Here is a 23,643-nt window from a genome sequence, read left to right as displayed (position 1 = left end):
GGATAGCGTCGTCTCATGCCCGACAGCGGTTTCCCCTGGCCGATCGAGACGACCCGACTGGACAACGGCCTGCGTGTGGTGGTGAGCGAGGACCGCACCGCCCCGGCCGTGGCGGTCAACCTCTGGTACGACGTGGGCTCACGCCACGAACCGGCGGGACAGACCGGCTTCGCCCACCTCTTCGAGCACCTCATGTTCGAGGGCTCGGTGAACGTGGCGAAGACCGAGCACATGAAGCTGATCCAGGGCGCGGGCGGCTCGCTCAACGCGACCACCAACCCGGACCGGACCAACTACTTCGAGACGGTCCCGGCCGAGCATCTGGAACTGGCGCTCTGGCTGGAGGCCGACCGGATGGGCGGGCTGGTGCCGGCGCTGACCCAGGAGACGCTGGACAACCAGCGTGACGTGGTGAAGAACGAGCGCCGTCAGCGCTACGAGAACGTGCCGTACGGCGACGCGTGGCTGCGGCTGCTGCCGCTGCTCTACCCGCCGGGCCACCCGTACCACCACGCGACGATCGGGTCGATGGCCGACCTGAACGCCGCCGACCTGGCCACCTTCCAGGAGTTCCACAGCACGTACTACGCGCCGAACAACGCGGTCCTCACAGTGGTCGGCGACACAGAGGCGGCGGAGGTGTTCGCGCTCGCCGACAAGTACTTCGGCGGTCTCACCGCGCGCGCCGACATCCCGGCCGCGCCGGACGGCCGCACCGTGCCGGCCACCGGCCGCCCGGCGGTGGAGACAGTCACCGCCGACGTGCCCGCCCCCCGCGTCTACGTCGCGCACCGCACCCACCCGTTCGGCACCCAGGGGTACGACGTGACCACGGTGCTGGGCACCGTGCTCGGCAGCGGCCGGGGCAGCCGCCTCTACCAGCGGCTCGCCGACGGTGAGCGGATCGCCCAGCCGGACCTGGTCGGCGCGTACGGGGTGGACCTCGCGCACGCGCCCGCCCCGCTGATCGCCACCGCCACGGCCCGTCCCGGGGTGAGCGCCGAGCGGCTGCGCGACGGGCTCGCCGAGGTGGTCGACGAGCTGGCCACCGTGCCGGTGACCGCCGCCGAGCTGGACCGCGCCAAGGCGCTGCTGAGCACCATGTGGTGGCGGCAGATGTCCACCGTCGACGGTCGGGCGGACACGCTCGGCCGCTACGCCACCCAGTTCGGCGACCCGGCCCGCGCGGCCGACCGGCTGCCGGCCTGGCTCGCGGTGACCGCGGAGCAGATCGCCGAGCAGGCCGCCGAGCTGCTCGGCGCCGCCGACCGGGTGATCCTGACCTACCTGCCCGAGGAGAACTGATGTCGCTGATCGCCACCCGTCCCGGCCCCGGCGCCGCCCGCGCCTACCGGTTCCCGCAGGTGGTCCGGCGGACGGTGGCCGGCGGTCAGGTGGTCGCCGCGCACCTGCCCGGGCAGAACCTCGCCGTCGCGTTGCTGCTGCTCGACGGCGGCGCGGGCCGGGAGCCGGTCGGCAAGGAGGGCCTCGGCGCGGTGCTGGCCAAGGCGCTGGAGGAGGGCACCGCGCAGCGGGACGCCACCGCGTACGCGCTGGCCATCGAGGCGCTCGGCACCGAGCTGGCGACCGGGCTCGACTGGGACTCGTTCCAGGTGAGCGTGCAGGTGCCGGTGGACCGGCTGACCGCCGCGGTGGAGCTGCTGGCCGAGGCGGTCCGTACGCCCCGGCTCGACCCGGCCGACGTACTGCGCGTACGCGACGACGAGGCGACCGCGCTGCGGATGGACTGGGCCAACCCCGGCCCGCGTGCCGACGCGGTGCTCCGGGCCGAGCTGTTCGGCGCGGAGCACCGGTGGGGCCGCCCGCTCTACGGCGACCCGGACAGCGTGGCCGCGCTGGAGGTGGACGACGTCACCGTCTTCCACTCGGAGTGGTTCATCCGCCCCGGCACGCTCGTCGTCGCCGGCGACCTGGAGCGGATCGACCTGGACGCGCTCGCCGCGACGGCGTTCGCCGGCGCCGGCGGCGGCCCGGTGGAACGCGGCGGCCCGATCGACGTGCCGCTGGCCGGGCAGCGCCGGGTCATCCTGGTCGACCGGCCCGGCTCGGTGCAGTCCACGCTGCGGCTCGGCCACCCGTCCCCGCATCGCGCCCACCCCGACCACGTGCCGATGACGCTCGCCGGCACCGTGCTCGGCGGCGCGTTCACGTCCCGGCTCAACCACCTGATCCGGGAGGTACGCGGCTACACGTACGGGATCCGCGGCGACTTCGCCTCGTCCCGGCGGTTCGGCCGGTTCGCGGTCAGCTCCGGCGTGCAGACCGCGGTGACCGCCCCGGCGCTCGTCGAGTCGGTGGGCGAGATCTCGCGTACCCAGCTCACCGGTGTCACCGAGGACGAGCTGGAGGTGGCGCGTTCCTGGCGGGCCGGGCAGCTCTCGGTCGAGTTGCAGAGCCCGCGGGCCATCGCCGCGGCCCTGACCACGCTGGTCGTGCACGACCTGCCGGACGACTACCACGCGCGGCTGCGGGAGCAACTGCTCGCGGCGACGGTCGAGGACGTCTCCGCGGCGGCCGCCACCTATCTGCACCCGGAGTCGCTGACGATGGTGATCGAGGGGGACGCGGCGGTCATCCGGGACGAGCTGGTCGCCAGCGGTCTCGGCGAGGTGGTCGACCACACGTGACCGGGCGGGGCGGCGGGCCTGTGATTCCCGTCGCCCCGCATCCGCGCGGTGGGAAACGTTTCCCACCCGCACCGCCCGGCTGGGTAGCCTCGCGGGCATGAGGATCGGCATTGTGGGAGCCACCGGCCAGGTCGGTGGCGTCATGCGGCAGGTGCTGGCGGAGCGCGAGTTCCCGGCGGAGCAGGTGCGCCTGTTCGCCTCGGCCCGGTCGGCCGGGCGCACGCTGCCCTGGCGCGACGGCGAGGTCACCGTGGAGGACGCGGCCACCGCGGACTACCGCGGCCTGGACATCGTGCTCTTCTCGGCGGGCAAGGGGACCGCGAAGGAGCTGGCTCCCCGGGTCGCCGAGGCCGGCGCCGTGGTGATCGACAACTCCTCGGCGTTCCGGATGGACCCGCAGGTGCCGCTGGTGGTGGCCGAGGTCAACCCGCACGCGATCGCGGACCGCCCGAAGGGCATCGTGGCCAACCCGAACTGCACCACGATGGCCGCCATGCCGGTGCTGCGCCCGCTGCACGACGAGGCCGGACTGGTCAGCCTCGTCGTCGCCACCTACCAGGCGGTCTCCGGCGCCGGCCTGGCCGGTGTGGCGGAACTGGACGAGCAGGTCCGCAAGGTGGCCGAGGACGCCGCCGGGCTCGCCTTCGACGGCCGGGCGGTGGAGTTCCCGGAGCCGCGCTCGTTTGCCCGTCCGATCGCCTTCAACGTGCTCCCGCTGGCCGGCTCGATCGTCGACGACGGCTCCTTCGAGACGGACGAGGAGCAGAAGCTGCGCAACGAGAGCCGCAAGATCCTGGAGATCCCCGGGCTGAAGGTCTCCGGCACGTGCGTGCGGGTGCCGGTCTTCACCGGCCACTCGCTGCAGATCAACGCCCGGTTCGCCCGGCCGATCGACCCGGACCGGGCCCGTGAGCTGCTCGACGGCGCGCCCGGCGTGGCGCTGCGCGACGTGCCGACGCCGCTGGAGGCGGCCGGCCAGGACCCGACGTACGTGGGCCGGATCCGGGCCGACGAGACCGTCGAGCACGGGCTCGCGCTGTTCTGCGCCAACGACAACCTGCGCAAGGGCGCGGCGCTGAACGCCGTGCAGCTCGCCGAGCTGGTCGCCGCCGAGCGCTGACCCGCCAGGGCGTCCGTGCCGGGCCACCCGGCACGGACGCCTGCTCAGCGGGTATGCCCGCCGGGTCGCCGGCCGCCCCGTGCCGGCAGGGCGGGGGTGCCGATGACCTGCGGTTCTTCGAGGCCGAATGCGTCCGGGCCCTGCTCGGCGTGCTCGCGTACGCGATCGCCGGTCTGGTGGGCGTGCTGCTGAGCGTGCCGGCGGCGCTCGTGGTGCTCCTGCTGCTGCCGATCTTCTACGGGCTGTCCAGCAACGGCTCCTACGACCTGCGCCGACGGCTGCGCCACCGGCGGTGAGGCACGCGTTACCCCGCCTGCGCCGGCGGGTAGACCGCGGTGCCGACAGCGAGAGGGGAGCACCATGACAACGGTCGGAGAGTTCATGACGACCCGGTTGGTGACGATGGACGGCAACGACACGCTCATGGCCGCCGCGCAGGAGATGCGCGACAGTGCCATCGGCGACGTGGTGGTGACCGACGGCGACAACGTGGTCGGCATCGTGACGGACCGGGACATCACGGTGCGGGGCGTGGCCGAGAACATGGACCCCACCGCCACCCGGCTCAACCAGGTCACCAGCAAGGACGTGGTGACCGTCAGCCAGTACGACGACGCCGTGGCCGCCGCGGACCTGATGCGCACGTACGCGGTCCGTCGCCTCCCGGTGATCGACGACGGCCGGCTGGTCGGCCTGATCTCCATGGGTGACCTGGCGGTGGAGCGGGAACCCCAGTCGGTGCTCGCGGACATCAGCGCCGACGAGCCCAACAACTAGACTTGCCTGCCGCGGTGACGCCGGCTCCCGGTTCGGGGGCCGGCGTCGCGCGTCCGTGCCGTGGCGCCGCGCTCACCCGGTTCGGGCGAGGTTGACCCCGGATCGGGTGGGGACACGAGCCTCGACAGGTAGACCGCGGATCGCGGGAGGAGTCGCCCGGATGGTGGACATGACCACGAGATTCTTCGAGGACCTGGATCGGCGGGGGTTCGAGCCGCTGCTGGTCAAGACATCCGGAACGCTCCGCTTCGACCTGCACGAGGGCCCGCACACCACGCACTGGCTGCTGGAGATCGATCACGGCAACCTGCGGGTCCGGCAGGAGGACGGCGAGGCGGACACGGTGGTCGGTACCGAGCCGCGCCTGTTCGCCGAGCTGGTCGGCGGTGAGGAGAACGCCGTCGCGGCGCTGCTGCGGGGCGACATGACAGTCGTCGGCGACCTGCGGCTCATGTTGCAGGTCGAGCGGGTCTTCCCCGGTCCGCCGGACTCCCGGGGACCGCACCACACGTTCGGCGGGAGGGGTGCCTGATGCCCGGTAGCAACTCCGTCCGGATCCTGGACGGCAACACGTTCGTGGTGTGCGAGGACACCGGCGACATCGAGGCCACACCGAGCGAGCCGACCGGATTGTTCTCGCTCGACACGCGGTACCTGTCGAAATGGGTGCTCACGATCAACGGCGAGCGGCTCAACGCGCTGTCCTACGACGACCTCCAGTACTACGAGGCCCGGTTCTTCCTGGTGCCCGGCATGGCCACGCACTACATCGACGCGAAGCTGTCGGTCATCCGGGAGCGGGCGGTCGGCGGCAGCTTCCGCGAGACGCTGACCATCCTCAACCACGACGAGAAGCCGGTCGACCTGGAGATCCGGATGGACGCCGGATCGGACTTCGCCGACCTGTTCCAGGTCAAGGACGAGATCCTGAACAAGAAGGGCGAACACTACGCCGAGGCCGAGTCGGACCGGCTGCGCCTGGGCTACCGGCGGGGCAACTTCCGGCGCGAGACGCTCGTCTCCGCCAACCAGCCGGCCCGCTACGACCAGCGTGGTTTCGCCTGGAGCATCCGGCTGGAACCCAACGAGCAGTGGGAAGCGGTCATCGACGTGCAGACGTTCGCGATCGGCCCCGGCGGCCGGGACCTGCGGATGGGGCTGCGCGCGCACGGCACCGAGCGGCTCGCGCTCCAGCACGACCTGGAGGAGTGGATCAGCCGGGCACCGAAGCTGAACAGCGAGCACGAGGAACTCGCCGCGACGTACCGGCGGAGCCTGGTCGACCTCGCGGCGCTGCGCTTCTCGCCGCTGTCGCTCGGCGGGCAGACGCTGCCCGCGGCCGGCCTGCCCTGGTTCATGACCATGTTCGGCCGGGACAGCATCCTCACCTGCCTCCAGGTGCTGCCGTTCGCGCCGGAGATGTCGAAGACCACGCTGCGCATCCTCGGCGCGCTGCAGGGCACCCGGTTCGACGACTTCCGGGACGAGGACCCGGGCCGGATCCTGCACGAGATGCGGTACGGCGAGACCGCCGCGTTCGAGGAGCAGCCGCACTCGCCGTACTACGGCTCGGTGGACGCGACGCCGCTGTTCGTGGTGCTGCTCGACGAGTACGAGCGGTGGAGCGGCGACGGCGCGCTGGTCAAGGAGCTGGAACGGGAGTGCCGGGCCGCGCTGAAGTGGATCGACGACTATGCCGACCTGCTCGGCAACGGCTACATCTGGTACGAGCGGCGCAACACCGACACCGGCCTGGAGAACCAGTGCTGGAAGGACTCGTGGGACTCCATCTCGTACGCCGACGGCACGCTTCCGCCGTTCCCGCGGGCGACCTGCGAGGTGCAGGGGTACGCGTACGACGCGAAGATGCGGGCCGCCCGGATGGCCCGGGAGTTCTGGGACGACCCCACGTACGCCGATCAGCTGGAACGCGAGGCGGCGGAGCTGAAGCGGCGCTTCAACAACGACTGGTGGGTCGCCGACCGCAGCTTCTACGCGCTCGCGCTGGACCCGGACGGGCGCCAGTGCGACGTGCTCACCTCCAACATCGGGCACCTGCTGTGGAGCGGGATCGTGGACGACGAGCGGGCGCCGAAGATCGCCGAGCATCTCGTCGGTCCCCGGCTCTGGTCCGGCTGGGGGGTGCGGACGCTGGCCGAGGGCGAGGTCCGCTACAACCCGATCGGCTACCACAACGGCACGATCTGGCCGTTCGACAACTCGTTCGTCGCCTGGGGCCTGCGCCGGTACGGTTTCGCCGAGGAGGCCGCCACAGTGGCCAACGGCATCCTCGACGCGGCCACCTACTTCGACGGCCGGCTGCCGGAGGCGTTCGGCGGCTACCAGCGCGAGCTGACCAAGTTCCCGGTGGAGTACCCGACCGCGTGCAGCCCGCAGGCCTGGTCGACCGGCGCGCCGCTGTTGCTGCTGCGCACCATGCTGGGGCTGGAGCCGCACGACAAGCACCTGGCTGTCGACCCGCGGCTGCCGGTGGGCATGGGACGGATCGAGGTGCTGGACATCCCTGGTCGCTGGGGCCGGGTGGACGCGTTCGCCCGGGGCCGGCTCAACATCGAGGAGCTGGCCGACTGAGCCGGCTCAGTGCCCGGGCGGCGACGCCGTGTGCGCCTCGTTCGGCGGGAGCAGGCAGAACTCGTTGCCCTCCGGGTCGGCCAGCACGGTCCAGCGCGGCAGCTCGCGCACGACTGTCGCGCCCGCCTCCAGCACCGCGGCCCGCTCCTCGGCGTCACCGACCAGGTCGAGGTGGATCCGGCCGGGCTCCGGCAGCACGTCGGCGGGGCTGATCCACAGGTCCGGACGCCGTCCGTGCGGGTCGCGCAGCAGCACCGCCTCGGTCGGCGCGAGCGTGCCCTCGGCGAGCTTCACCCGGTCCGCCTCGACCACCGGCAGCCCGGTGACCGCACTCCAGAACGGTGCGAGCAGGTAGGGGTCGCGGCAGTGGATGACGATCGCGGCGAGGTCGGGCATTCTTCGAACCTAGTCGCCCGCGGCGGCGGGCAGGACGCTGTCCAGGAACGCGGCGGCGGCCGCGCGCAGGTCGGGCCGGGCCAGGTCGAGCGCGTGACCGCCGTGCGTGAGCCAGAGATGCGTCGGGTGCCCGGCGGCGAGCAGCCGGCCGGCCAGCTCGACCGGCTGGGCGGCCGGCACCGCTTCGTCGTCGCGCCCCTGCACCAGCAGCACCGGTACGCCGGAGCCGAGGTGGGTGGCGACAGTCGCGTCGACGGTGGCCGGATCGCCCGCGGTCGGCGGACGGCCCAGCAGGTCGGTCCACGGGTCGTCGCCGGGAGCGCGCCGGCGCCGCTGCTCCGGGTCGAGCGGGTCGACGGGTGCCCAGTACGCGAGCACCCCCGCCACGTCGCCGGGCCGGTCCACCCCGCGCAGGCCGAGTTGAAGCGCCAGCATCCCGCCGGCCGAGTCGCCGCCCACCAGCAGCGGCAGGCCGCCCGCCGCGGCCCGGGCGGCCCGGGCCGCGACGCGGACGTCGTCGAGCTGCGCCGGCCAGCGCGCCTGGTGCGAGAACCGGTACGTGGCCGGGACCACGCGCAGCCCGAGCGACGCGAGCGCCGTCCCGTCCTCCTCGGCGCGGGCCCGCCATCCTCCGCCGTGGATCCAGAGCAGCACCGCGCGTTCGGTCATGTCGCCATCGTCGCCGGGCCCGGGCCGGTGCGCGACCCGGGTCTGCCGAGGGCAGATCGGCCCTACGGTCGCGTAACCTACTCGGGGTAAAGTTTCGACATGTCGGAACTCGTGTACCCCCCTGTGATCACCGCCGCGAAGACGATGTTCCGGCTTCTCGACCTGCGCCTCGACGTGTCCGGCAGCGACCACGTGCCGCAGACCGGCGGCGCCGTGCTCGCGTCCAACCACGTGAGCTACCTCGACTTCATCTTCTGCGGCTACGGCGCGCACCCGGCCAAGCGGCTGGTCCGGTTCATGGCCAAGGACAGCGTCTTCCGGCACCGGGTCTCCGGTCCGCTGATGCGCGGCATGAAGCACATCCCGGTCAACCGGGCCGCCGGCGCCGGCTCGTACGCCGCCGCTGTCGGCGCGCTGCGCCGGGGCGAGGTGGTCGGCGTCTTCCCGGAGGCGACGATCAGCCGCTCCTTCACCGTGAAGGACCTGAAGAACGGCGCGGCCCGGATGTCGCAGGAGGCGGGCGTGCCGCTGCTGCCGGTCGCGCTCTGGGGCACCCAGCGGCTGTGGACGAAGGGCCGCCCGCGCACGCTGACCCGCCGGCACACCCCGATCACGATCATCGTCGGCGAGCCGATGGACCCGTCCGCCTACCCGGACGCCACCGTCATGACCGCCGACCTGCGTACCCGCCTGTCGGCGCTGGTCGACCGGGCCCAGCGGGAGTACCCGGACAAGCCGTCCGACCCGGACGACACCTGGTGGCAGCCGGCCCACCTGGGCGGCGGCGCGCCGACCCCGGAGGAGGCGGTCGAGCTGGACCGGTCCGAGCGCCGCACCCGCAGCGCCTCCTGACCACGCCGGGTTCCGCCGCGGGGGAGCGTCAGCAGGCGGAGCCGGGCTGGTCGTGGGCGGGGAAGCCGGACCACGCCCACGGCGACGCCTCGGCCTCCGGCGGACGGTAGTAGTCGTCGCGGGACAGGAACTCCACCGGCAGCGATCCCGGCAGCGTCACGGTGCCCAGCGTCGGGCCGGGGGAGGCGGCGACCCGGACGGCGAGGACGTCCCGTTCCGGCGGGGACAGGTCCACCAGGTCGGCGTTGGCGAGCCGGAAACCGGCCACCGAGCGGCGTACCTGCCGGGCCAGCCCGGCGACCAGACCGACCGGCCCGGTCAGCGCCAGCGCCGGCTGCCGGATGGTGCGCAGCGCGTCGCACACGATGCGCAGCTCGCCGATGCCGTCGCCCACCTCGGCCAGCTCCAGCCGGGACGGCCACTGCCAGCGGATCTGCCCGCTGACCAGGCGGGACAGCCGGACCGGACGCCGGTGCCGGGCGGCCGCCCGGCTGTCCCGCCCGGAGACCACCGACAGGTCCGAGCCGGTGCAGACGTACGCCAGGCGGCGGTCGGTCACGGTGATCGTCGCCGGGGCGGGCAGCGACCAGCAGCGGACGTCCTCGCTCGGGCCGAGCAGGTGCCCGGCGACGCGCAGGCAGTGCTGACCGAGCAGACGTTCGCCCGGCTCGGGCACCAGCTCGTAGCGCCGGTCGAGCACGGGACGGGTGGGGTCGTCGTCGGCGTCGAACCGGTGCGGTCCGACGAAGAAGGGTGTGGCGTCCTCCGGCACGGTACGACCTCCCGATGACGGTTGGCGGTAACGGCGAGCCTGCCCGATTCCTGGGGTGACTGTCATGACGCCTGTTAGGGGGTCGGCCGGTCGGCCGACGCCTGCGACCGGTAGATGCCGATATCTTCCGGTCGGACGAGCCCGTCCTCGATCGCCCGGGCGAGCAGTGCCGCCTTCGTGGCGGCCGGACGCCCCGCTCGGGTGTACTTGATCCGCGCACGGTCGACGTACTGCTTCACGGTGTGCTCACTGATCTGCATCCGGCGCGCCACCGACGCCTTCGACATCGACTGGAACCACAGCAGCAGCGCCTCACGCTCCTTGTCCGACAGGGACGGACGATCCGGGCGGGCGTCACCGACCATCGCACCGGCCAGCGCCGGCGGCACGTACGGCCGGTCGCTCGCCGCCGCCAGTACGGTGGCCACGCAGTGCTCGCGGCCCTCGTGCTTGGCCAGGAACGCGACCGCCCCGGCGTCGAGCGCGGCCAGCATGGTCTGCGGGTCGCTGTGCTCGGAGTAGACCACCACCCGGCGCCCGGCCGCGCTCAGCTCGGCCAGCTTGTCCAGCACCATCCGGCCGTGCAGGCGCAGGTCGAGCAGCACCACCTCGGCGTCCGGCGCGGCCCGCAGCACCTCGTCCGGGTCGTCGCCGGTGGCCAGCACCCGCAACCGGGGCTCGCGGGCCAGCCAGGCGCGCACCCCGTCGATCACCACCGGATGGTCGTCGACGATCGCCACCCCGATCGGGGTTCCGGCGTTCACGTCCGCCGCCAGCGGGTCTGCGTCCATCTGATCTCCCCGTCCCGCTCGTGCAGGTGTTCCACCGGCCCGTCCCCGCCGGTCGCCGGCTCGTCCGGGCCGTCGTGATCCGGTGTCACCAGGCTGACCACCACCTCGTCCTGGCCTGCTACCACTGTGAGCCGGGCCCAACCCTCGGCGGCGGCGAGCGCCGCGGTGAGCGGGTCGGCCAGCCCGCGCCGGATCTCCACCGGCAACTCCGGCGGCGTGCCGACCGACACCAGGTCGATCGGCAGTCCGTTGCGTTCGGCCAGGTCGGCCGCCGCGCGCAGTTCGTGCAGCAGCGCGTCCGGCACGTCGTCCGACTCGGCGATGAGCCGGCGCAGCCGGGCCGCCGCCAGCACCGCGCGCCGCCGTACCGCCGGGTCGGCCGGGTCGGCGTCGCCCGCCGCCAGCTCGGCCAGCACCTCCTCGGCGGTGCCGCTGACCAGCGCCAGCCGTGCCTGCCGTTCGGTGCGGGCCCGCTCGGCCGCCTCCTGCTCCGCCGCCACGGCGAGCGTCGCCGCGGCGGTGGCCGCCCGGTTCCGGGCCTGCGCGGTGAGCGCGGCCGCGCCGACGAAGACCGCCACCGGCAGGGTGGAGGTGCCGTAGACGTACATCGCGGCCCGGCTCAGGTCGGCCGGCGCGGTCGCCCCGTACAGCATCACCGCCGCCAGCGCGATCGTGCCGTGCGCGGCGAGCATGACCAGCAGCCGGCGCACCGGCCGCTGCCAGAGCACCAGCAGGAAGAACCAGGCCAGGCCGCCCCACACCCAGTTGGCGGTGCTGAACAGGAACCGGTCGCCGGCCCCGGCGACCACCGCCGCGTCGACCACCAGCAGCACCGCGGCCAGCGGCCCGGCCGCCGGCAGCCCGCCGCGCAGCAGCCGTACGCCGGCCCCGACCCCGACCAGCGCGGTCACCAGCCAGCCCGTCGCCACCACGGCCGGGAAGGCCATCCCCGGCCCGGCCCGCAACACGGCCGGCAGCGCCACCGCCAGGTGCCAGGCCGCCGCGATGACGATCACGGCGATCCGCGCGCCGCCGTCGGACGCGTCGGCCACCGCGTGCGCCTCCGGCGGGGTCGTGGCCGCCGCGGAGCGCGTCGCCGTCCGCGGCCGGGGCAGCGGGCGCAGCGCGGAGCCGGCCGTCACGGCCGTACCCGACTCACTCGCCATCGGACCACTCCAGCCGAATCCGGGTGCCGGTGCCAGGGGCGGAAGTCACCACCGCCTGACCGCCCACAGTGCTCATCCTCCCGTGGATCGACTCGCGCAGCCCGTACCGGTGGGCCGGGACCGTGGACGGGTCGAAACCGGGACCGTCGTCGACCACCTCGACCACGACGGTGCCGCCCTCGCGGGCCAGGCGCAGCGACGTGGCCGCGCCCGGCGCGTGGCGGGCCACGTTCGCCAGCGCGGCGGCGGCGCTGTCGGCGAGCGCCGTGGCGACCTCCGCCGGCAGCCGGCACGGCGCGAGCGTCGCGGTCACCGCGAGCCCGGGCGTCCCGGCCAGCACCTCGCGCAGCCGTTCGTCCAGGTCGGTCTCGCCGGGCGCGGTCGCGGTCCGCGCGCCCGCCAGGGCGGTGAGGGTACGCAGATCGTCCGCGCACCGCTCGCGCAACGTCGCCGAGTCGGGTACGGCGCCGAGGCCGACCATGGTGAGCGTGCCCAGGACGGTGTCGTGCAGGTCGCGGTTCTGCCGCCGTTCGTCCTCGCGGGCGGCGCGTGCCACCACCGCCTCGTGGGACAGCCGCTGGTAGTCGGCGAACGCGGCGTCGGCGCGGGCGATCCGGCGGCGCATCACCGCTGTCATCACCGCCGCGCTGCCGGTCTGCACCAGCAGCGTCCCGGCGTGCGCCCGCGCCTCGACCGGGTTGCCGGCCAGCGTGGTGCCGGTGACGTACGCGGCGGTGACCAGCAGGCCGGCCGGCACGGACCAGCGGGCCGGGGCGGTGGCCTGCGCGTTGATGACTGTCGAGCTGGCCAGCACCGCGACCCAGCTGGCCTCGCCCGGCAGCACCTCCGGCGCGACGAGCCACGGGACGGCGAGCGCGGCGGCGGTGGTCAGCGCCACGTCCCCGGCGATCAGCGCGCCGCCGATGCCGTGCCGGAACGCGCGGAACGCGTACCAGACCGACCAGGCGGTCAGCACGACTACCGCGGGGACCAGCAGCGCCACCCGCACCGGTGGCGTACGCACCGACAGCGCGACCACCGCGCCGACCAGGCCGCAGGTGAGCCGCAGCAGCGCCGGCAGGGTGGTGAAGATCCGGCTGAACGCGTCACCCGCCGGACGTGCCAGCGGGGCCCGTGACAGGGGCATGGCGGCAGCGACCGGCATCGGGGGGATGTCCTTCCGGCAGCGACCCGGCCGGGTCCGCGCGGCATAGATTGACGCTGGAGAATAACATGGTTTGTCGCAACTGGTCACCCTTGGTGCTTGACGAGTTTCGCTCCGGCGTAAAGCAGACCGCACTCCGGCCCGGCGGTCAGCGGCGCGCGGCGGCGAGCAGGTGGGCGCTGGCGCCGAGGATCGCCGCGTCCCGCTCGAACGTCTCGGCGCAGGCCAGCGCGTCGGCGAACAACCGCTCGTGCGACCCGGTGCCGAGCGCGTTCAGCAGCGGCCACAGCGGACCCTCCACCCCGTACACCTGGGGGTCGGGCAGCCCGGCCGCGACGAAGTCGGCGGCCAGTTCCTCCGGCCGGTGGAAGAACGCGGTGGTGAAGCCCGTGCGGGGATCGTTCACGCCGGTCTCGTACTCGGCGCGCAGCAACCGACGGTTGTGCTCGTCGACGCGGCCCTGCGCGCTCAGGTCGATCAGCGCGGCGTGGCGGCTGATCGCCGCCGCCACGACCGTCCCGCCCGGCCGGGTCACCCGCGCCGCCTCGCGCAGCGCCGCCACCCGGTCGGCCTGCCGCGGCAGGTGGTAGAGCGGGCCGAGCAGCAGCGTCGCGTCCGCCGCCGCGTCGGGCGACGGCAACGCGCGGGCGTCCCCCACCGACGCGGTCACCAGCGGGTACGCGGACCGCGCGGCCGCCACGTGCGCGGGCACCAGGTCGACCAGGTGCACCCGGTAACCGGCCGCGGCGAGCGGACCCGCGTAGGCACCGGGACCGCCGCCGACGTCCAGCACGTCCGCGGGTGCGGCGGGCAGCAGCCGGGCGAGCAGATCGCGGGTACGCCGTGCCTCCAGCCGGCCCTGCGGTGACCCTTCCAGCCGGTCGGCCTCGGCGTAGACCTCGGTGTAGTAGCGACTGATGTCCGGTTCGGCCGGGCGGTGTGCGGGCATCGATCGATGGTCGCCGAGAAGCGGAGCCGCGGCATCCGGTTTACGGTTGCCGGTGTTTCCTACCCTGCGGGGTATGGCATACCAGCCGGCCATGGTGCCGCCGAAGAAGTCCAAGCGAACCTTGTTCATCGTGCTCGGCGTGGTGCTGGCGATCTGTTGCTCCGGCGGTGTGCTCGCCGGCTTCTTCCTCTTCCGGGCCGTGCAGGAAGCCACCGGCCCGGCCCGGTCCACAGCGGAGACCTACGCCGAGGCGATCGTCGACCGCGACTATCCCGCCGCGTACCGGCAGTTCTGCTCCTCGGTGCGCGACCGGGTCAGCGAGGCGGACTTCACCCGGCAGCAGTCCTCCCAGCCGGAGTTCACCGGCTACGAGATCACCGGGCTGAACGTGTCGAACAACAACGGGCGGGTGAGCGGGTCGACGACCATCCGCTTCACGCCTTCGGTCGGCACGAACGTGACCCAGTCGTTCCCGATGGTCAAGGAAGACGGCGAGTGGCGGATCTGCGAGTGAGCCGGTCGCGTGCCGCCGCGTGACACCTGATCCACTTGTCGCATGGCCTCATCTCCCGCCACACCGCTCCCGCCGGCCGTCGAGGACCGGCTCGCCCGCGAGCGCAACGTCTGGCTCTGCACGCTGCGCCGTGACGGCTCCCCGCACGTCACGCCGGTGTGGTTCGTCTACGCGGACGGCGTCTGGTGGATCGGCTGCGAGGGGCGCAGCGTCAAGGCCCGCAACGTGACGGCCGACCCCCGCATCTCGCTCGCCCTGGAGGACGGTGTCCACCCGGTCGTAGCGGAGGGCGAGGCCCGCGTACACCGCACCGGCTTCCCGCCCGAGGTCGTCGCGGCGTTCGCGGAGAAGTACGGGGGATGGGACATCCGGCAGCCGGTCACGCCGGACGGTGAGCGGGTGCTGCTGGAGGTGCCCGTCCGGCGGTGGCTGCTGGCCGGAACGGCACGCTAGTTCCCGGTCCCGAAGACCTGGCGGCGCAGTTCGCCGACGCGGTCCGGGGATCCGGCACCGCACGGCAGCGCACGCGATCATGCCCGAGACCACCGACGAAACCGGCGGGTCATCGCGGCCCGGATTCCTGTGCCACTCTCTGCGCCATGCGTCTGTCGTCGGGTCTGCGAGTCGCCGCGGTGGTGGCCGGGCTGCTGTCGGTCGGAGCGGCGCTGCTCGACATGCGGGAGGCGTCGCTTCTGTGGGCAGTGGTCACGCTGGCTGCGCTGGCCGGCCAAGCGTTCACCGCCACCGCCATGCCCCGGGTGAACTGGGGCGTCGCCGCCGGTGCCGGGCTGTTCGCCCTGGTGGCGGTGGCGAACCTGCACCGGTACCGGGAACAGGTGGCGGAGGTGGGCGAGCCGGCACGGGGCCGGGCTGGGGCGGGGGCGTACCTGCTGGAGAGCTGGCAGCACGGCATCGACCGGCAGCGGCTGACAGCCGGGGGCCTGGCTCTCGGCGTACTCCTGCTTGGCGCTGCCGTGTCGGCGTTGCCGGCACGCGGCGGGCGGCGGGGTGTGGTGACGACGGTCCTGGCGGTGGCAGTGCTCGTCTGGTGCGTGGCGAGCGTGGCGCTGGCGCCCGGCGAACCGCCGCTGCCCGACCTGTTCGCGGCGGTGTGGCCGGCGTTGCTCGCCGTGCTGGTGACCGCCGGGGTGCTGGCGGTGTCCGGACGGCGGGGCGACCGGCGCGGGCTTCTCCCGGCGGGGATGGTCCTGCTGTCGCTGGTCGCCGTGCGGGTCTGCGCCGATCTCGCCGCCGCCTGGGCGAGCTGGTGGCCGCTGGTCAGGCCCGCCGAGGACGCCTTCCTGCAACCGGGAATCATGATCAGCGTGGGTGCTCCGGCGGCCAGTGCCATCGAGGTCTCCTCGGCCGTGGAGATGGCTGTCGCTCTGGGCGGCGTGGGGCTGGCCGTCGCCGGCGCACTGCGTGCCCACCGCGAGACCGAGGGCCGCTGAGACCTGCGGCGTCCGGTGGGCCGCGCCTACGGGTGGGTGTCGGTGATCGCGATGACCTCGTCGAGGCGGTCCAGCGCGGCCCGCAACTCGTCGACCCTGGCCTGGATGCGCTCGCGCTCGGCGCGCAGCATGGCCCGCTGCGCCGGGTCGGTGTGCCCGGAGTCCCAGCACGGCAGGAGTTCCGCGATCCGGCTGCTGGTCAGGCCCGCCGCGTACATCTGCTGGATGAAGCGGACCAGCGTGACCGTGTCCGGCCGGTAGAGGCGCTGGCCGGACGGGCTGCGCCTGGGGAAGAGAAGACCCTGTTCCTCGTAGTAGCGCACCGCGCGCACCGAGACACCGGCGCCGCGAGCCACCTCCCCGATGCGGATCAGCGGCTCGGGCAACGGTGACTCCTCTCACCCCGGTCTCGGCGATCAACACTTGCCTCTGACGTCAACGTCAGGTTTTAGCGTACCGGGCATGGACATCACCAACTCGGTAGCCCTCGTCACCGGCGCCAACCGCGGCCTGGGCCGCGCCTTCGCCCAGCGCCTGCTCGAACGCGGCGCCCGCAAGGTCTACGCGACCGCGCGCCGGCCGGAAACCGTCGACCTGCCAGGGGTCGAGGTGCTGGCGCTCGACATCACCAGTCCCGCATCGGTGCGTGCCGTCGCCGCTGCCGCCCCGGACGTCACGCTGCTCGTCAACAACGCCGGGATCCAGACCGGCACCGACCTGGTGGCCGGTTCGCTGGACGCGGTGCGGCACGAGGTGGAGACGAACGTGCTCGGCCACCTGGAGATGATCCGGGCGTTCGCGCCGGCGCTCGGCCGCAACGGCGGGGGCGCGATCGTCAACGTGCTCTCCGCCATGTCGTGGTTCGGAACCCGAGGCGCCGGCGCGTACCACCTGACCAAGGCCGCCGCGTGGGCGATGACGAACGGCGTACGCCTGGAACTCGCCGACCAGGGCACGCTCGTGACGGCGGTGCACCTCGGCCTGGCCGACACCGACATGTCCGCCGGGTGGCCCGTCACCAAGATCGCGCCGTCCGACCTGGCCGACGCGGCGCTCGACGGCGTCGAGGCCGGTGCCGCCGAAGTCCTCGCCGACCAGTGGAGCCGCGACGTCAAGTCCCGGCTGACGCTGACGCCGGAGGAGTTCAACGCCGCGATGGACCGGGCCTTGGCGGCGCTGACGGCGGCCTGAGCGAGGTTCAACCCGCCCTGTTCGGTGGGCGCCTGATGTGCCTCGTGTTCTGGCCCCAGCCGGGTCGTAGCCTCGGTCGGAATAAGGTGCCAGCCGCTACGGTGGCCGACGTGAGCGACGACGTGCCTGTAGTCGAGGTGGTGCCCTACGACCCGGCCTGGCCCGAGCGATTCAGGATCGAAGAACGGCTGTTGTCGGAGGCGCTTCCCGCGGCGCTGAGCGTCGAGCATTTCGGCTCCACCAGCGTCCCCGGCCTGGCTGCCAAACCCGTCATCGACATCCTGGTGGTGGTGCCTGAGGTAGGTGCGGTGGTCGCCGACGTCCGGCCACTTGAGCAGCTCGGGTACGCCTACCGTCCGTTGGCCTTCCCGGACGACGATGAGCACTTGTTCTTCGCGAAGGACACGGCCGGAAAGCGAAGCCACCACCTGCACGTTTTCGGAGTCACGTCGCCGGTGCCGGAGGCGAACCGAGTCTTTCGCGCCTACCTCGCGGCCACCCCGGACGCTGCCCGTCGCTACGAGGCGGCAAAGAGGCGTGCAGCCGCGCTGCATCCCCACAGTCGGGCCCAGTACGGCGCAGCAAAGGAAAAGGTGTTTGCGCAGTTGTCGGCCGAGGCCCGGCTGTGGAGCCGATCCGCAGGTCGCCAGTCGGCAGAGGGCTAGATCTGGACGGGGTGCGCCTGCACGGCCCGCGGTGGACGGTCGCCCCGTCCGTCGCCGTCGAGGAGCGATGGCGCTCGCGTACCGGTCGCGGCTGTACTCTCCCGGTCGTGACCGCCTTCGACGCGGAAGCCGATCTCAGCGGGGACCGGGCTTTCCGCCTCATGAGCAATACGCCGGTGACTCTGTTCTGGCGTTCGCCGATCCTCGATCGGACGACCGGATGGCTACGCGATCACGGCTACCAGGTCACCCACCTGGACGCCTCCGGCTGGACGACCGAGGAGGCCATGCACCGGGACACGGCCGCCGTGCTCGGGTTCCCCGGCTACTACGGGCACAACCTCGACGCCCTCAACGACTGCATGCGCGACGTGGTGAGCCAGGAGTACGGGTGGACGCCCCAGGCGGCCGGCCTCGTCCTCGTGTTCACCGGCTACGACACGTTCGCCACGCACTGCCCGCTGTCCGCCCAGATCGTGCTGGACACGATGGCGCGCCACTCCCGAAGCGCAAGCCTGATCGGCCGCCGTCTCATGTGTCTCGTGCAGAGCAACGATCCGCAGATCCGGTTCCAGCCGGTCGGCGCGGTCCCCGCGCTCTGGAACGACGCGGAGTGGGCGGACGCCAACCGCCGACCGGCCTGACCGGGAAGCTTCCTTTCGACCGTCGGCGGCGGAGCGGCCTGCGAGAAGCGGTCGCCGTCAACCGGCGAGGTGACCGGTGGCCCGCAGCAGCGCCCGGGAGAAGCGGTTGAGATCGGCACCGGCTAGCTGCGGCGGGGTGAACCAGTCCAGCTCGCTGATCTCGTCGTGGTCGGGGACCGGCTCTCCGTAGGCGATGGTCGCCTGGTAGACCGCCGTGACGTAGGCGACGCGGTCGCCGTTCGGGTAGGTCACCTCGTAGTCGGGGCCGCCGAGCACGTCCAGCAGCCGCGGCCGGCTGATTCGGACGCCGATCTCCTCGCGGATCTCACGCACGGCCGCCTGGGCCGGCGACTCTCCGATGTCGACCGCGCCGCCGGGTACCGCCCACCCGTTCCCGTCCTCGGCATGACGTACCAGCAGGACCCGTGCGCGGTCGTCGACGACGACGACCGACACCGACGGCATCTGGATCAACTCGTGGCCGATCACCGCCCGCAGCCGGGCCACGTACGACGAGACGGCCATCAGAGCACGGTAGTCGCTGAGGGGACGCTCGTCATGGACCGGCGTCAGCGCCGGCGGATTCCTCTGCCGTGCGGACGGGTTCGAACACCCCGTTCTCGTTCACCCGCCAGCGCGAGTGGGCACCGCCTGGTTGTTCGAGCACGCGTCGCACCTGGCCGGCGTCGTCCAGCCGAAAGGAGCTGGGCTTGTGGAAACAGAGGATCCCGTCGAGATTCGTCGGGCGCAGTCCGAGCCTGGTCAGCAGGTGTTCCGCTGCATCGCACGTGTCCGCGGTCGGTACGACGTACGCCCGTCCGCGGTCGTTCTCGCAACAGCTACGCGTGTCGCAGACAGCCCAGAGGCTGGCCATGAGTCCGGCAAGGCCCGCATCGACACATGCCTCCCTGCCGTGCGCCCGGACGTGAATCTGGCGGTGCTTGGCGGCGATGAGGCCGCCGTTCGTCTTCTGGCACGTCGGGCACAACGGGTATGGCCCAAGCACGACCGGCAACAGTACCTCCAGAGCCCGGGAGGTGGAGAGTCGAGTCCCACACTTCTAATGTGGAGCGTAGTGGCCTGCGCCAAGCGCCCACTTGCCCGACATCACTTCTCGGCGCGGCTGGGCGCTTACAGTGGCCTCGGGGTCTGTGTCGATGGCTGTACGTTTGATCAATGGCGTCGGCTGAGAGAGGAAGCACCGGGCGCTTCCGAGATCCGAGGTACTGGCTGGGCGGCTTGGCTGCTGGCGAGGTTCTCGTCCGCTGCCCACGCTGTGCAGAACGTGCCTCGGTCCTTCCGTGTCCCGAGGAAGCCGACGGTACTCGGCACGACGTCTGGCTGCGTCGTCGGCTCAGTTGTCTCGGGTGCGCGTACACGGCCCTCTGGGAGGCCCCTCGACTCGCAAACAACGCGCGCGCGTTCCCTGAGTTCTCGGGCCCGAACGACCCGTACTTCGGCCAACCACTCTGGCTCTCGATCGAGTGCCGTGGGCGAGTGCTCTGGGCGTACAACGCCGAACACCTGGACCTGCTGGAGGCGTACGTGTCCGCTCAGCTGCGGGAACGCGGCCAGTACATGGGAAGCCAGACCCTGGTCGAACGCCTGCCGGCGTGGGTCAAGGAGGGCAGGCACCGGGCCGAGGTGCGGGGTGCGATAGGGCAGCTTCGGGCGTTCCTTGCCTGATCGGCGGCTGGCCCGCCGACGTTGCAACAGCGATGGTGCGGCGCGCTGCGAACCCACGGTCACTGGCCCACGGATGGCTCATGAGGGCCGTCGGCGGGGCTCCTTTACGTCGAGGGCCTCCAGCCAGCCGTAGTCGTAGCCGAGGTGGTCCAAGCGACTCCGGAGCCAGGTGCGTTTCCGTCCTGACGAGCCTCGCCACACGTACCGCAGCCCGTCCGCGGCGCGGTGCCGCCGTCCGTGTGCGAGGTATCCGGGCAGGTTGTGGCAGAGATCAGCCAGTTCATTGATCCGATCACAACGCTTGGCCAGTGCTTCTGGTGACCGGTCCCCGATCGCGGGTGACGTCTGGGAACGGATCTCGATGAACGCCAGGTGTAGCAGCATCGCCACCGCCTCCCGGGTGACTGCCTCTGGTGGCTCATGCACAGACATGGGTTGTGCCTCCCGGCGGACGGAATCAGTGCTGCGGGTTGTTCTGCTGGAGATCGCGCGGGCCGTCATGGACGATGCCGCGAAGCGCCTCTCGGGTGGTCTCGGCTGTCCGGCCGGCCGACGGGTAGCCGCTGAGAGCCCTAGGCTGACGCCCATGTCGGCCGAGCACAACGTGATTGAACTGGACGACCACGATCGCCAGTCGGCGGGCCGCACCGCCCCTGTCCGCCTCGTGGCCAAACGGAGGCGGAATGTACGGCTTGTGGCTGCCTTCGTGGTCGGTGTCGTGCTCGGCGGCATCGGTGCCGGTGAACTGCGAGACTCGCGGGAAGAGCGAGAACGGAACGCTTCGGTTTCCCTCGTGGCCTTTCCTGCATCCGTCGGTAGCGGGGGTTCGGACGCCACGGGCATCCTCCGGATGGACGGGCAACTGGCAGTGATCAACGCTGGCCCCGCGCCGATCACAGTGAGTTCGGCTACCGGTCAACGACCCGCCGTCCAGGTCCATGACACCGGCCAGTCTCGGCTGCTGCGCCCTGGCGGTACCGGCTGGATCAGCGTCAAGCTGCGCATCGAGTGCACTCTCGCCTTCGGGAGCGAGCCGTTGTCGATACGGTTCTCCGTCCAGACTGCCGATCGACAGGTCAGAGAGGTCAGCTACCCCGTCGCCGTAGCGGGAAGCGCCTGGCATCACGGGGCTGAGCGGCCATGCGCGGGCCTCGCTGATTCGGCAATGTATCGCGACTAGCGCTGAAGCGGATCGACCGGACCTGGCACAAGATCCGGGCGGCGGCCGGCCTCGACTGGCTGCGGTTGCGCAACCTGCGGCACGCCTGCGCGACGTTCCTGCTCGTCTCCGGTGCCTCGTCCCGGACGGTGATGAAGGTGCTCGGGCACAGTCAGATCGGGCTGACGACGTGGGCCGTGGTGGTCGATTCGACCGAAAGCGCCAAGTCGCCGAACTGCGATGACGGTGGTGCGCCCGGCAGGATTCGAACCTGCGGCCTTGGGATTAGAAGTCCCCTGCTCTATCCGCTGAGCTACGGGCGCGCGCCGACGGTCGTCGCGCCAAGAGGGTACCGCCGCTCCCCGCGTGCCCGGGGGTACGGGTCGGCGCGTCCGTTCCGCCCCTCAGCGTCCCACGCCGGGGCCCGGACCGGCACCACAGTTGCGGCGGGTCCGGCGCGGGCCGGGCGGGACGCGATCCGTACCCTCGTCGGATGCTGCTCGACCAGGAAACCGAGAACGAGATCGTCTTCGAGCTGTGTCAGCTCCTCGGACGGGCCATCCTGCCCCTCACCGGCTCGGACGGCCCGGGCACACCGCCCGGCGTCCTCGGCACCGCCTTCTTCTACAGCGAGCTGGTCGGCGCCACCGACGACGGCGAGGTCGCGCACGAGTGGCTGCTCACCGCCGACGCGCTCACCGACCGCGCGTACGGCGAGATCGGGTTGCGGCCGAGTGTCACCGACCCGGCCGAGGGGGCGGACGAGCCGATCGACCTGCCCGGTTTCGCCGACCACTGGCTGCACCTGCCGGAACTGGGGCTCGCCGCGATGCCGACCGGCGGTCTGCACGGCTGGGCCGACGACCGGGGCTGGCGCTGGCGTACCCAGCATGTCACCGAGGCGGTGGCCGCGCCGGCCGACTCGGTCGCCCGGATCGGCGCGGCGCCCGCCTCGGCGTTCGTGCTGGCCCTGGGCGTCGGCGACGGCGGGGCGCGGCCGTTGGAGGCGGTCGTCGAGCGGGTCGCCCGCGACGGCGGCGAGGTGCGGGTCACGACGGAGCTGCCCGCGGGCTACGTGGGCGCGCCGGTGTTCGCGGTGGAGGCCGGGCCGGACGGCGGGCCCGCGCTGCGTTGCCTGGGCCTGGTGCTGCCGCCGCAGGGCGGTGGCCATCCGATCGCCACGTTCGACCGGATCCGCGCCGCGCTCACGGCGGTCGTCGCCGACTGAACCGGCCGTCCGCGGCGGGACGGCCGACTGAGCCGGGCGTCCCGGCGGCGGGACGGACCGGCCTCAGCCCTCGGCGGCCGCGTCGGCCGGCCGCCGCGGGGCCGGCGGTGTCGTGGGCTCCGGCTCGGTCGGCCCGGCGCGCAGGAATCCCTCCGCCCACCGTCCGACCTCCGCGAAGACCTTCTCGCGTACGCCGGGACTGGACAGCGTGAGGTCGTGCAGCCCGCCGTCGAAGCGGGCGAGCGTGACGTGCCGGCCGAGGCGGGGCGCCCAGCGCACCATGTGCTCGACGTCGAGCACGGCGTCGGCGCCGGTCGCGCTGTCGTGCCACTTCGTGCCCCGGAAGCTGCGCGTCGAGCAGGCGAGCAGCACCGGCACCGGGATGTCCAGCCCGGCCCGCAGGCGGCGCTGACCGGCGCGGATCGCGCTGATCCAGCCGGCCCGCACCGGGAACCCGGCGAGCGGCTTCCAGGCCAGGTCGTACCGCCACTCGCCCCGGTGGTCGGCGTGCAGGCTCTCGCCGTACACGGTGCCCAGACCGAACGGCAGCACACGCTGCGGCGCCCTGCGGCCCAGGCGGGAGACGGCGGCCGCGAGGGGCCGGCGCACCATCCAGGGCGCGTTGATGTCGAAGAAGGGGCTGTTGAGCACGATGCCGTCGACCAGGCCGGTGTCGCGGCGGTCGTGCGCCCACAGCGAGATGATCAGGCCGCCGGTCGAGTGGCCCATGGCGAGCAGGGTGTCGTGGCCCTCCTCGGCGCGGATGATCTCCGCGGCGGCGTCCAGCTCGGGGAAGTAGTCGCTCAGGTCGCGGCAGAAGTTCGGGGTCTGGTGCGGGAGCAGGCTGCGGCCGTACTTGCGCAGGTCGAGCGCGTAGAAGTCCCAGCCGCGTTCGGCGAAGAAGTCGGCCACGTGGGTCTGGAAGAAGTAGTCGACGAAGCCGTGCACGTAGAGCACCGCGCGGCCGGTCGGGCGGTCGGCGCGCCGCCGCACCAGGGTCGCGACCACCGGTCCCTCGTCGTCGGTGCCCAGCTCGATCGTCCGCCGCTCGTAGGGGGCGCCCAGCACGTCCGGTTCCACGACCGCGACGGTACGCCGCCTTGCTACCCGGCGGTAGGGGTGCTGGGGTTGTAAGGAGGGGGCCCTTGTTAACGCATCCGGTAGAGGAAGGGCCCCTTGTTAACAAACGGCACGGCCCGCCCGCCGGC

At 72.7% G+C, this 23,643-nt stretch carries 27 protein-coding genes, 1 tRNA gene and 1 pseudogene; 18 read left to right on the top strand and 11 right to left on the bottom strand.

Going from position 1 to position 23,643, the window contains the following annotated elements; all coding sequences use genetic code 11:
• Window positions 1-15 precede the first annotated feature (15 nt).
• From FB454_RS03685 to FB454_RS03655, 7 genes are all read left to right on the top strand, one after another.
• The gene (locus FB454_RS03685) at window positions 16-1,305 is read left to right on the top strand and encodes a M16 family metallopeptidase (protein WP_013288139.1); all 1,290 of its coding nucleotides are present in this window, start codon (window positions 16-18) and stop codon (window positions 1,303-1,305) included.
• Window positions 1,305-2,648, top strand: a complete 1,344-nt coding sequence (locus FB454_RS03680; RefSeq protein ID WP_013288138.1) for a M16 family metallopeptidase — start codon at window positions 1,305-1,307, stop codon at window positions 2,646-2,648. The genes FB454_RS03685 and FB454_RS03680 overlap by 1 nt, the downstream gene beginning before the upstream one ends.
• A gap of 97 nt (window positions 2,649-2,745) precedes the next feature.
• Entirely contained in the window at window positions 2,746-3,768 is a 1,023-nt protein-coding gene (locus FB454_RS03675) for an aspartate-semialdehyde dehydrogenase (RefSeq protein ID WP_013288137.1), read from the top strand.
• 53 nt (window positions 3,769-3,821) lie between these two features.
• Window positions 3,822-4,064, top strand: coding sequence for a hypothetical protein (locus FB454_RS03670; RefSeq protein WP_013288136.1), 243 nt, complete (start codon window positions 3,822-3,824; stop codon window positions 4,062-4,064).
• A gap of 64 nt (window positions 4,065-4,128) precedes the next feature.
• The gene (locus FB454_RS03665) at window positions 4,129-4,545 is read left to right on the top strand and encodes a CBS domain-containing protein (RefSeq protein WP_013288135.1); all 417 of its coding nucleotides are present in this window, start codon (window positions 4,129-4,131) and stop codon (window positions 4,543-4,545) included.
• A gap of 160 nt (window positions 4,546-4,705) precedes the next feature.
• Entirely contained in the window at window positions 4,706-5,077 is a 372-nt protein-coding gene (locus FB454_RS03660) for an SCP2 sterol-binding domain-containing protein (protein ID WP_013288134.1), read from the top strand.
• Window positions 5,077-7,137, top strand: coding sequence for a glycogen debranching N-terminal domain-containing protein (locus tag FB454_RS03655; protein ID WP_145822478.1), 2,061 nt, complete (start codon window positions 5,077-5,079; stop codon window positions 7,135-7,137). Before FB454_RS03660 ends, FB454_RS03655 begins: the two co-directional genes overlap by 1 nt.
• A gap of 6 nt (window positions 7,138-7,143) precedes the next feature.
• On the opposite strand, the gene FB454_RS03650 is transcribed toward FB454_RS03655, so the two are convergent.
• Window positions 7,144-7,533 carry a VOC family protein gene (locus tag FB454_RS03650; protein WP_013475432.1) on the bottom strand — a complete coding sequence of 130 codons (390 nt, stop codon included), beginning with the start codon at window positions 7,531-7,533 and terminating at the stop codon, window positions 7,144-7,146.
• A 9-nt stretch (window positions 7,534-7,542) separates the two neighbouring features.
• Complete coding sequence (locus tag FB454_RS03645) at window positions 7,543-8,202, bottom strand: alpha/beta hydrolase (protein ID WP_047890581.1); 660 nt, start codon at window positions 8,200-8,202, stop codon at window positions 7,543-7,545.
• Window positions 8,203-8,301: 99 nt separating this feature from the next.
• Here FB454_RS03645 and FB454_RS03640 point away from each other — a divergent pair, with 99 nt between their 5' ends.
• A complete protein-coding gene (locus tag FB454_RS03640; RefSeq protein ID WP_145822477.1) occupies window positions 8,302-9,054 on the top strand; it encodes a lysophospholipid acyltransferase family protein in 753 nt (250 codons plus the stop codon).
• Window positions 9,055-9,082: 28 nt separating this feature from the next.
• Here FB454_RS03640 and FB454_RS03635 read toward each other — a convergent pair whose 3' ends face one another.
• From FB454_RS03635 to FB454_RS03615, 5 genes are all read right to left on the bottom strand, one after another.
• Window positions 9,083-9,826 (bottom strand): hypothetical protein, encoded by a 744-nt coding sequence (locus tag FB454_RS03635; RefSeq protein ID WP_145822476.1) that lies wholly within the window; start codon window positions 9,824-9,826, stop codon window positions 9,083-9,085.
• A 74-nt stretch (window positions 9,827-9,900) separates the two neighbouring features.
• Window positions 9,901-10,617 carry a response regulator transcription factor gene (locus FB454_RS03630; protein WP_013475435.1) on the bottom strand — a complete coding sequence of 239 codons (717 nt, stop codon included), beginning with the start codon at window positions 10,615-10,617 and terminating at the stop codon, window positions 9,901-9,903.
• Window positions 10,587-11,783 (bottom strand): hypothetical protein, encoded by a 1,197-nt coding sequence (locus FB454_RS03625; RefSeq protein ID WP_047890583.1) that lies wholly within the window; start codon window positions 11,781-11,783, stop codon window positions 10,587-10,589. The genes FB454_RS03630 and FB454_RS03625 overlap by 31 nt, the downstream gene beginning before the upstream one ends.
• Window positions 11,773-12,948: an ATP-binding protein gene (locus tag FB454_RS03620; protein WP_047890584.1), complete on the bottom strand. Its 1,176-nt coding sequence runs from the start codon at window positions 12,946-12,948 to the stop codon at window positions 11,773-11,775. The genes FB454_RS03625 and FB454_RS03620 overlap by 11 nt, the downstream gene beginning before the upstream one ends.
• 148 nt (window positions 12,949-13,096) lie before the next feature.
• On the bottom strand, window positions 13,097-13,897 hold the full coding sequence (locus tag FB454_RS03615) for a class I SAM-dependent methyltransferase (protein WP_047890585.1): 801 nt from the start codon (window positions 13,895-13,897) through the stop codon (window positions 13,097-13,099).
• A gap of 73 nt (window positions 13,898-13,970) precedes the next feature.
• Between FB454_RS03615 and FB454_RS03610 the strand changes: the two genes are divergently transcribed.
• From FB454_RS03610 to FB454_RS03600, 3 genes are all read left to right on the top strand, one after another.
• Complete coding sequence (locus FB454_RS03610; RefSeq protein ID WP_013475439.1) at window positions 13,971-14,411, top strand: Rv0361 family membrane protein; 441 nt, start codon at window positions 13,971-13,973, stop codon at window positions 14,409-14,411.
• A gap of 42 nt (window positions 14,412-14,453) precedes the next feature.
• Entirely contained in the window at window positions 14,454-14,864 is a 411-nt protein-coding gene (locus FB454_RS03605; protein ID WP_145822475.1) for a pyridoxamine 5'-phosphate oxidase family protein, read from the top strand.
• Window positions 14,865-15,010: 146 nt separating this feature from the next.
• Window positions 15,011-15,862, top strand: coding sequence for an aminopeptidase (locus FB454_RS03600; protein ID WP_145822474.1), 852 nt, complete (start codon window positions 15,011-15,013; stop codon window positions 15,860-15,862).
• A 26-nt stretch (window positions 15,863-15,888) separates the two neighbouring features.
• Here the strand turns inward: FB454_RS03600 and FB454_RS03595 are convergent, their stop codons facing one another.
• Window positions 15,889-16,248: a MerR family transcriptional regulator gene (locus FB454_RS03595; RefSeq protein WP_013475442.1), complete on the bottom strand. Its 360-nt coding sequence runs from the start codon at window positions 16,246-16,248 to the stop codon at window positions 15,889-15,891.
• 76 nt (window positions 16,249-16,324) lie between these two features.
• Here FB454_RS03595 and FB454_RS03590 point away from each other — a divergent pair, with 76 nt between their 5' ends.
• From FB454_RS03590 to FB454_RS03580, 3 genes are all read left to right on the top strand, one after another.
• On the top strand, window positions 16,325-17,053 hold the full coding sequence (locus FB454_RS03590) for an SDR family oxidoreductase (protein ID WP_047890588.1): 729 nt from the start codon (window positions 16,325-16,327) through the stop codon (window positions 17,051-17,053).
• 110 nt (window positions 17,054-17,163) lie between these two features.
• Window positions 17,164-17,718, top strand: a complete 555-nt coding sequence (locus FB454_RS03585; RefSeq protein ID WP_161801594.1) for a GrpB family protein — start codon at window positions 17,164-17,166, stop codon at window positions 17,716-17,718.
• A gap of 107 nt (window positions 17,719-17,825) precedes the next feature.
• The gene (locus FB454_RS03580; protein ID WP_047890595.1) at window positions 17,826-18,362 is read left to right on the top strand and encodes a barstar family protein; all 537 of its coding nucleotides are present in this window, start codon (window positions 17,826-17,828) and stop codon (window positions 18,360-18,362) included.
• 57 nt (window positions 18,363-18,419) lie between these two features.
• Here FB454_RS03580 and FB454_RS03575 read toward each other — a convergent pair whose 3' ends face one another.
• Window positions 18,420-18,887, bottom strand: a complete 468-nt coding sequence (locus FB454_RS03575; RefSeq protein WP_047890589.1) for an NUDIX domain-containing protein — start codon at window positions 18,885-18,887, stop codon at window positions 18,420-18,422.
• Between the two features lie 972 nt (window positions 18,888-19,859).
• Between FB454_RS03575 and FB454_RS35160 the strand changes: the two genes are divergently transcribed.
• The 3 genes and pseudogenes from FB454_RS35160 to FB454_RS35255 form a co-directional block, all read left to right on the top strand.
• Window positions 19,860-20,048: a hypothetical protein gene (locus FB454_RS35160; protein ID WP_053065259.1), complete on the top strand. Its 189-nt coding sequence runs from the start codon at window positions 19,860-19,862 to the stop codon at window positions 20,046-20,048.
• 586 nt (window positions 20,049-20,634) lie between these two features.
• The gene (locus FB454_RS03565) at window positions 20,635-21,228 is read left to right on the top strand and encodes a hypothetical protein (protein WP_145752803.1); all 594 of its coding nucleotides are present in this window, start codon (window positions 20,635-20,637) and stop codon (window positions 21,226-21,228) included.
• A 2-nt stretch (window positions 21,229-21,230) separates the two neighbouring features.
• Window positions 21,231-21,335, top strand: a pseudogene (locus FB454_RS35255) (hypothetical protein); the annotation flags it as partial.
• Between the two features lie 119 nt (window positions 21,336-21,454).
• On the opposite strand, the gene FB454_RS03555 reads toward FB454_RS35255, so the two are convergent.
• Window positions 21,455-21,530, bottom strand: a tRNA-Arg gene (locus FB454_RS03555).
• Window positions 21,531-21,700: 170 nt separating this feature from the next.
• Here FB454_RS03555 and FB454_RS03550 point away from each other — a divergent pair.
• On the top strand, window positions 21,701-22,435 hold the full coding sequence (locus FB454_RS03550) for a hypothetical protein (RefSeq protein WP_145752801.1): 735 nt from the start codon (window positions 21,701-21,703) through the stop codon (window positions 22,433-22,435).
• A gap of 63 nt (window positions 22,436-22,498) precedes the next feature.
• Here FB454_RS03550 and FB454_RS03545 read toward each other — a convergent pair whose 3' ends face one another.
• Window positions 22,499-23,515, bottom strand: a complete 1,017-nt coding sequence (locus tag FB454_RS03545; RefSeq protein WP_186461514.1) for an alpha/beta hydrolase — start codon at window positions 23,513-23,515, stop codon at window positions 22,499-22,501.
• Between the last annotated feature and the right edge of the window lie 128 nt (window positions 23,516-23,643).

Source organism: Micromonospora sp. CNZ297, from assembly GCF_007827625.1.
The sequence above is the reverse complement of the archived record's forward strand: the minus strand, read 5'-3'. Positions and strand labels throughout refer to the sequence as shown.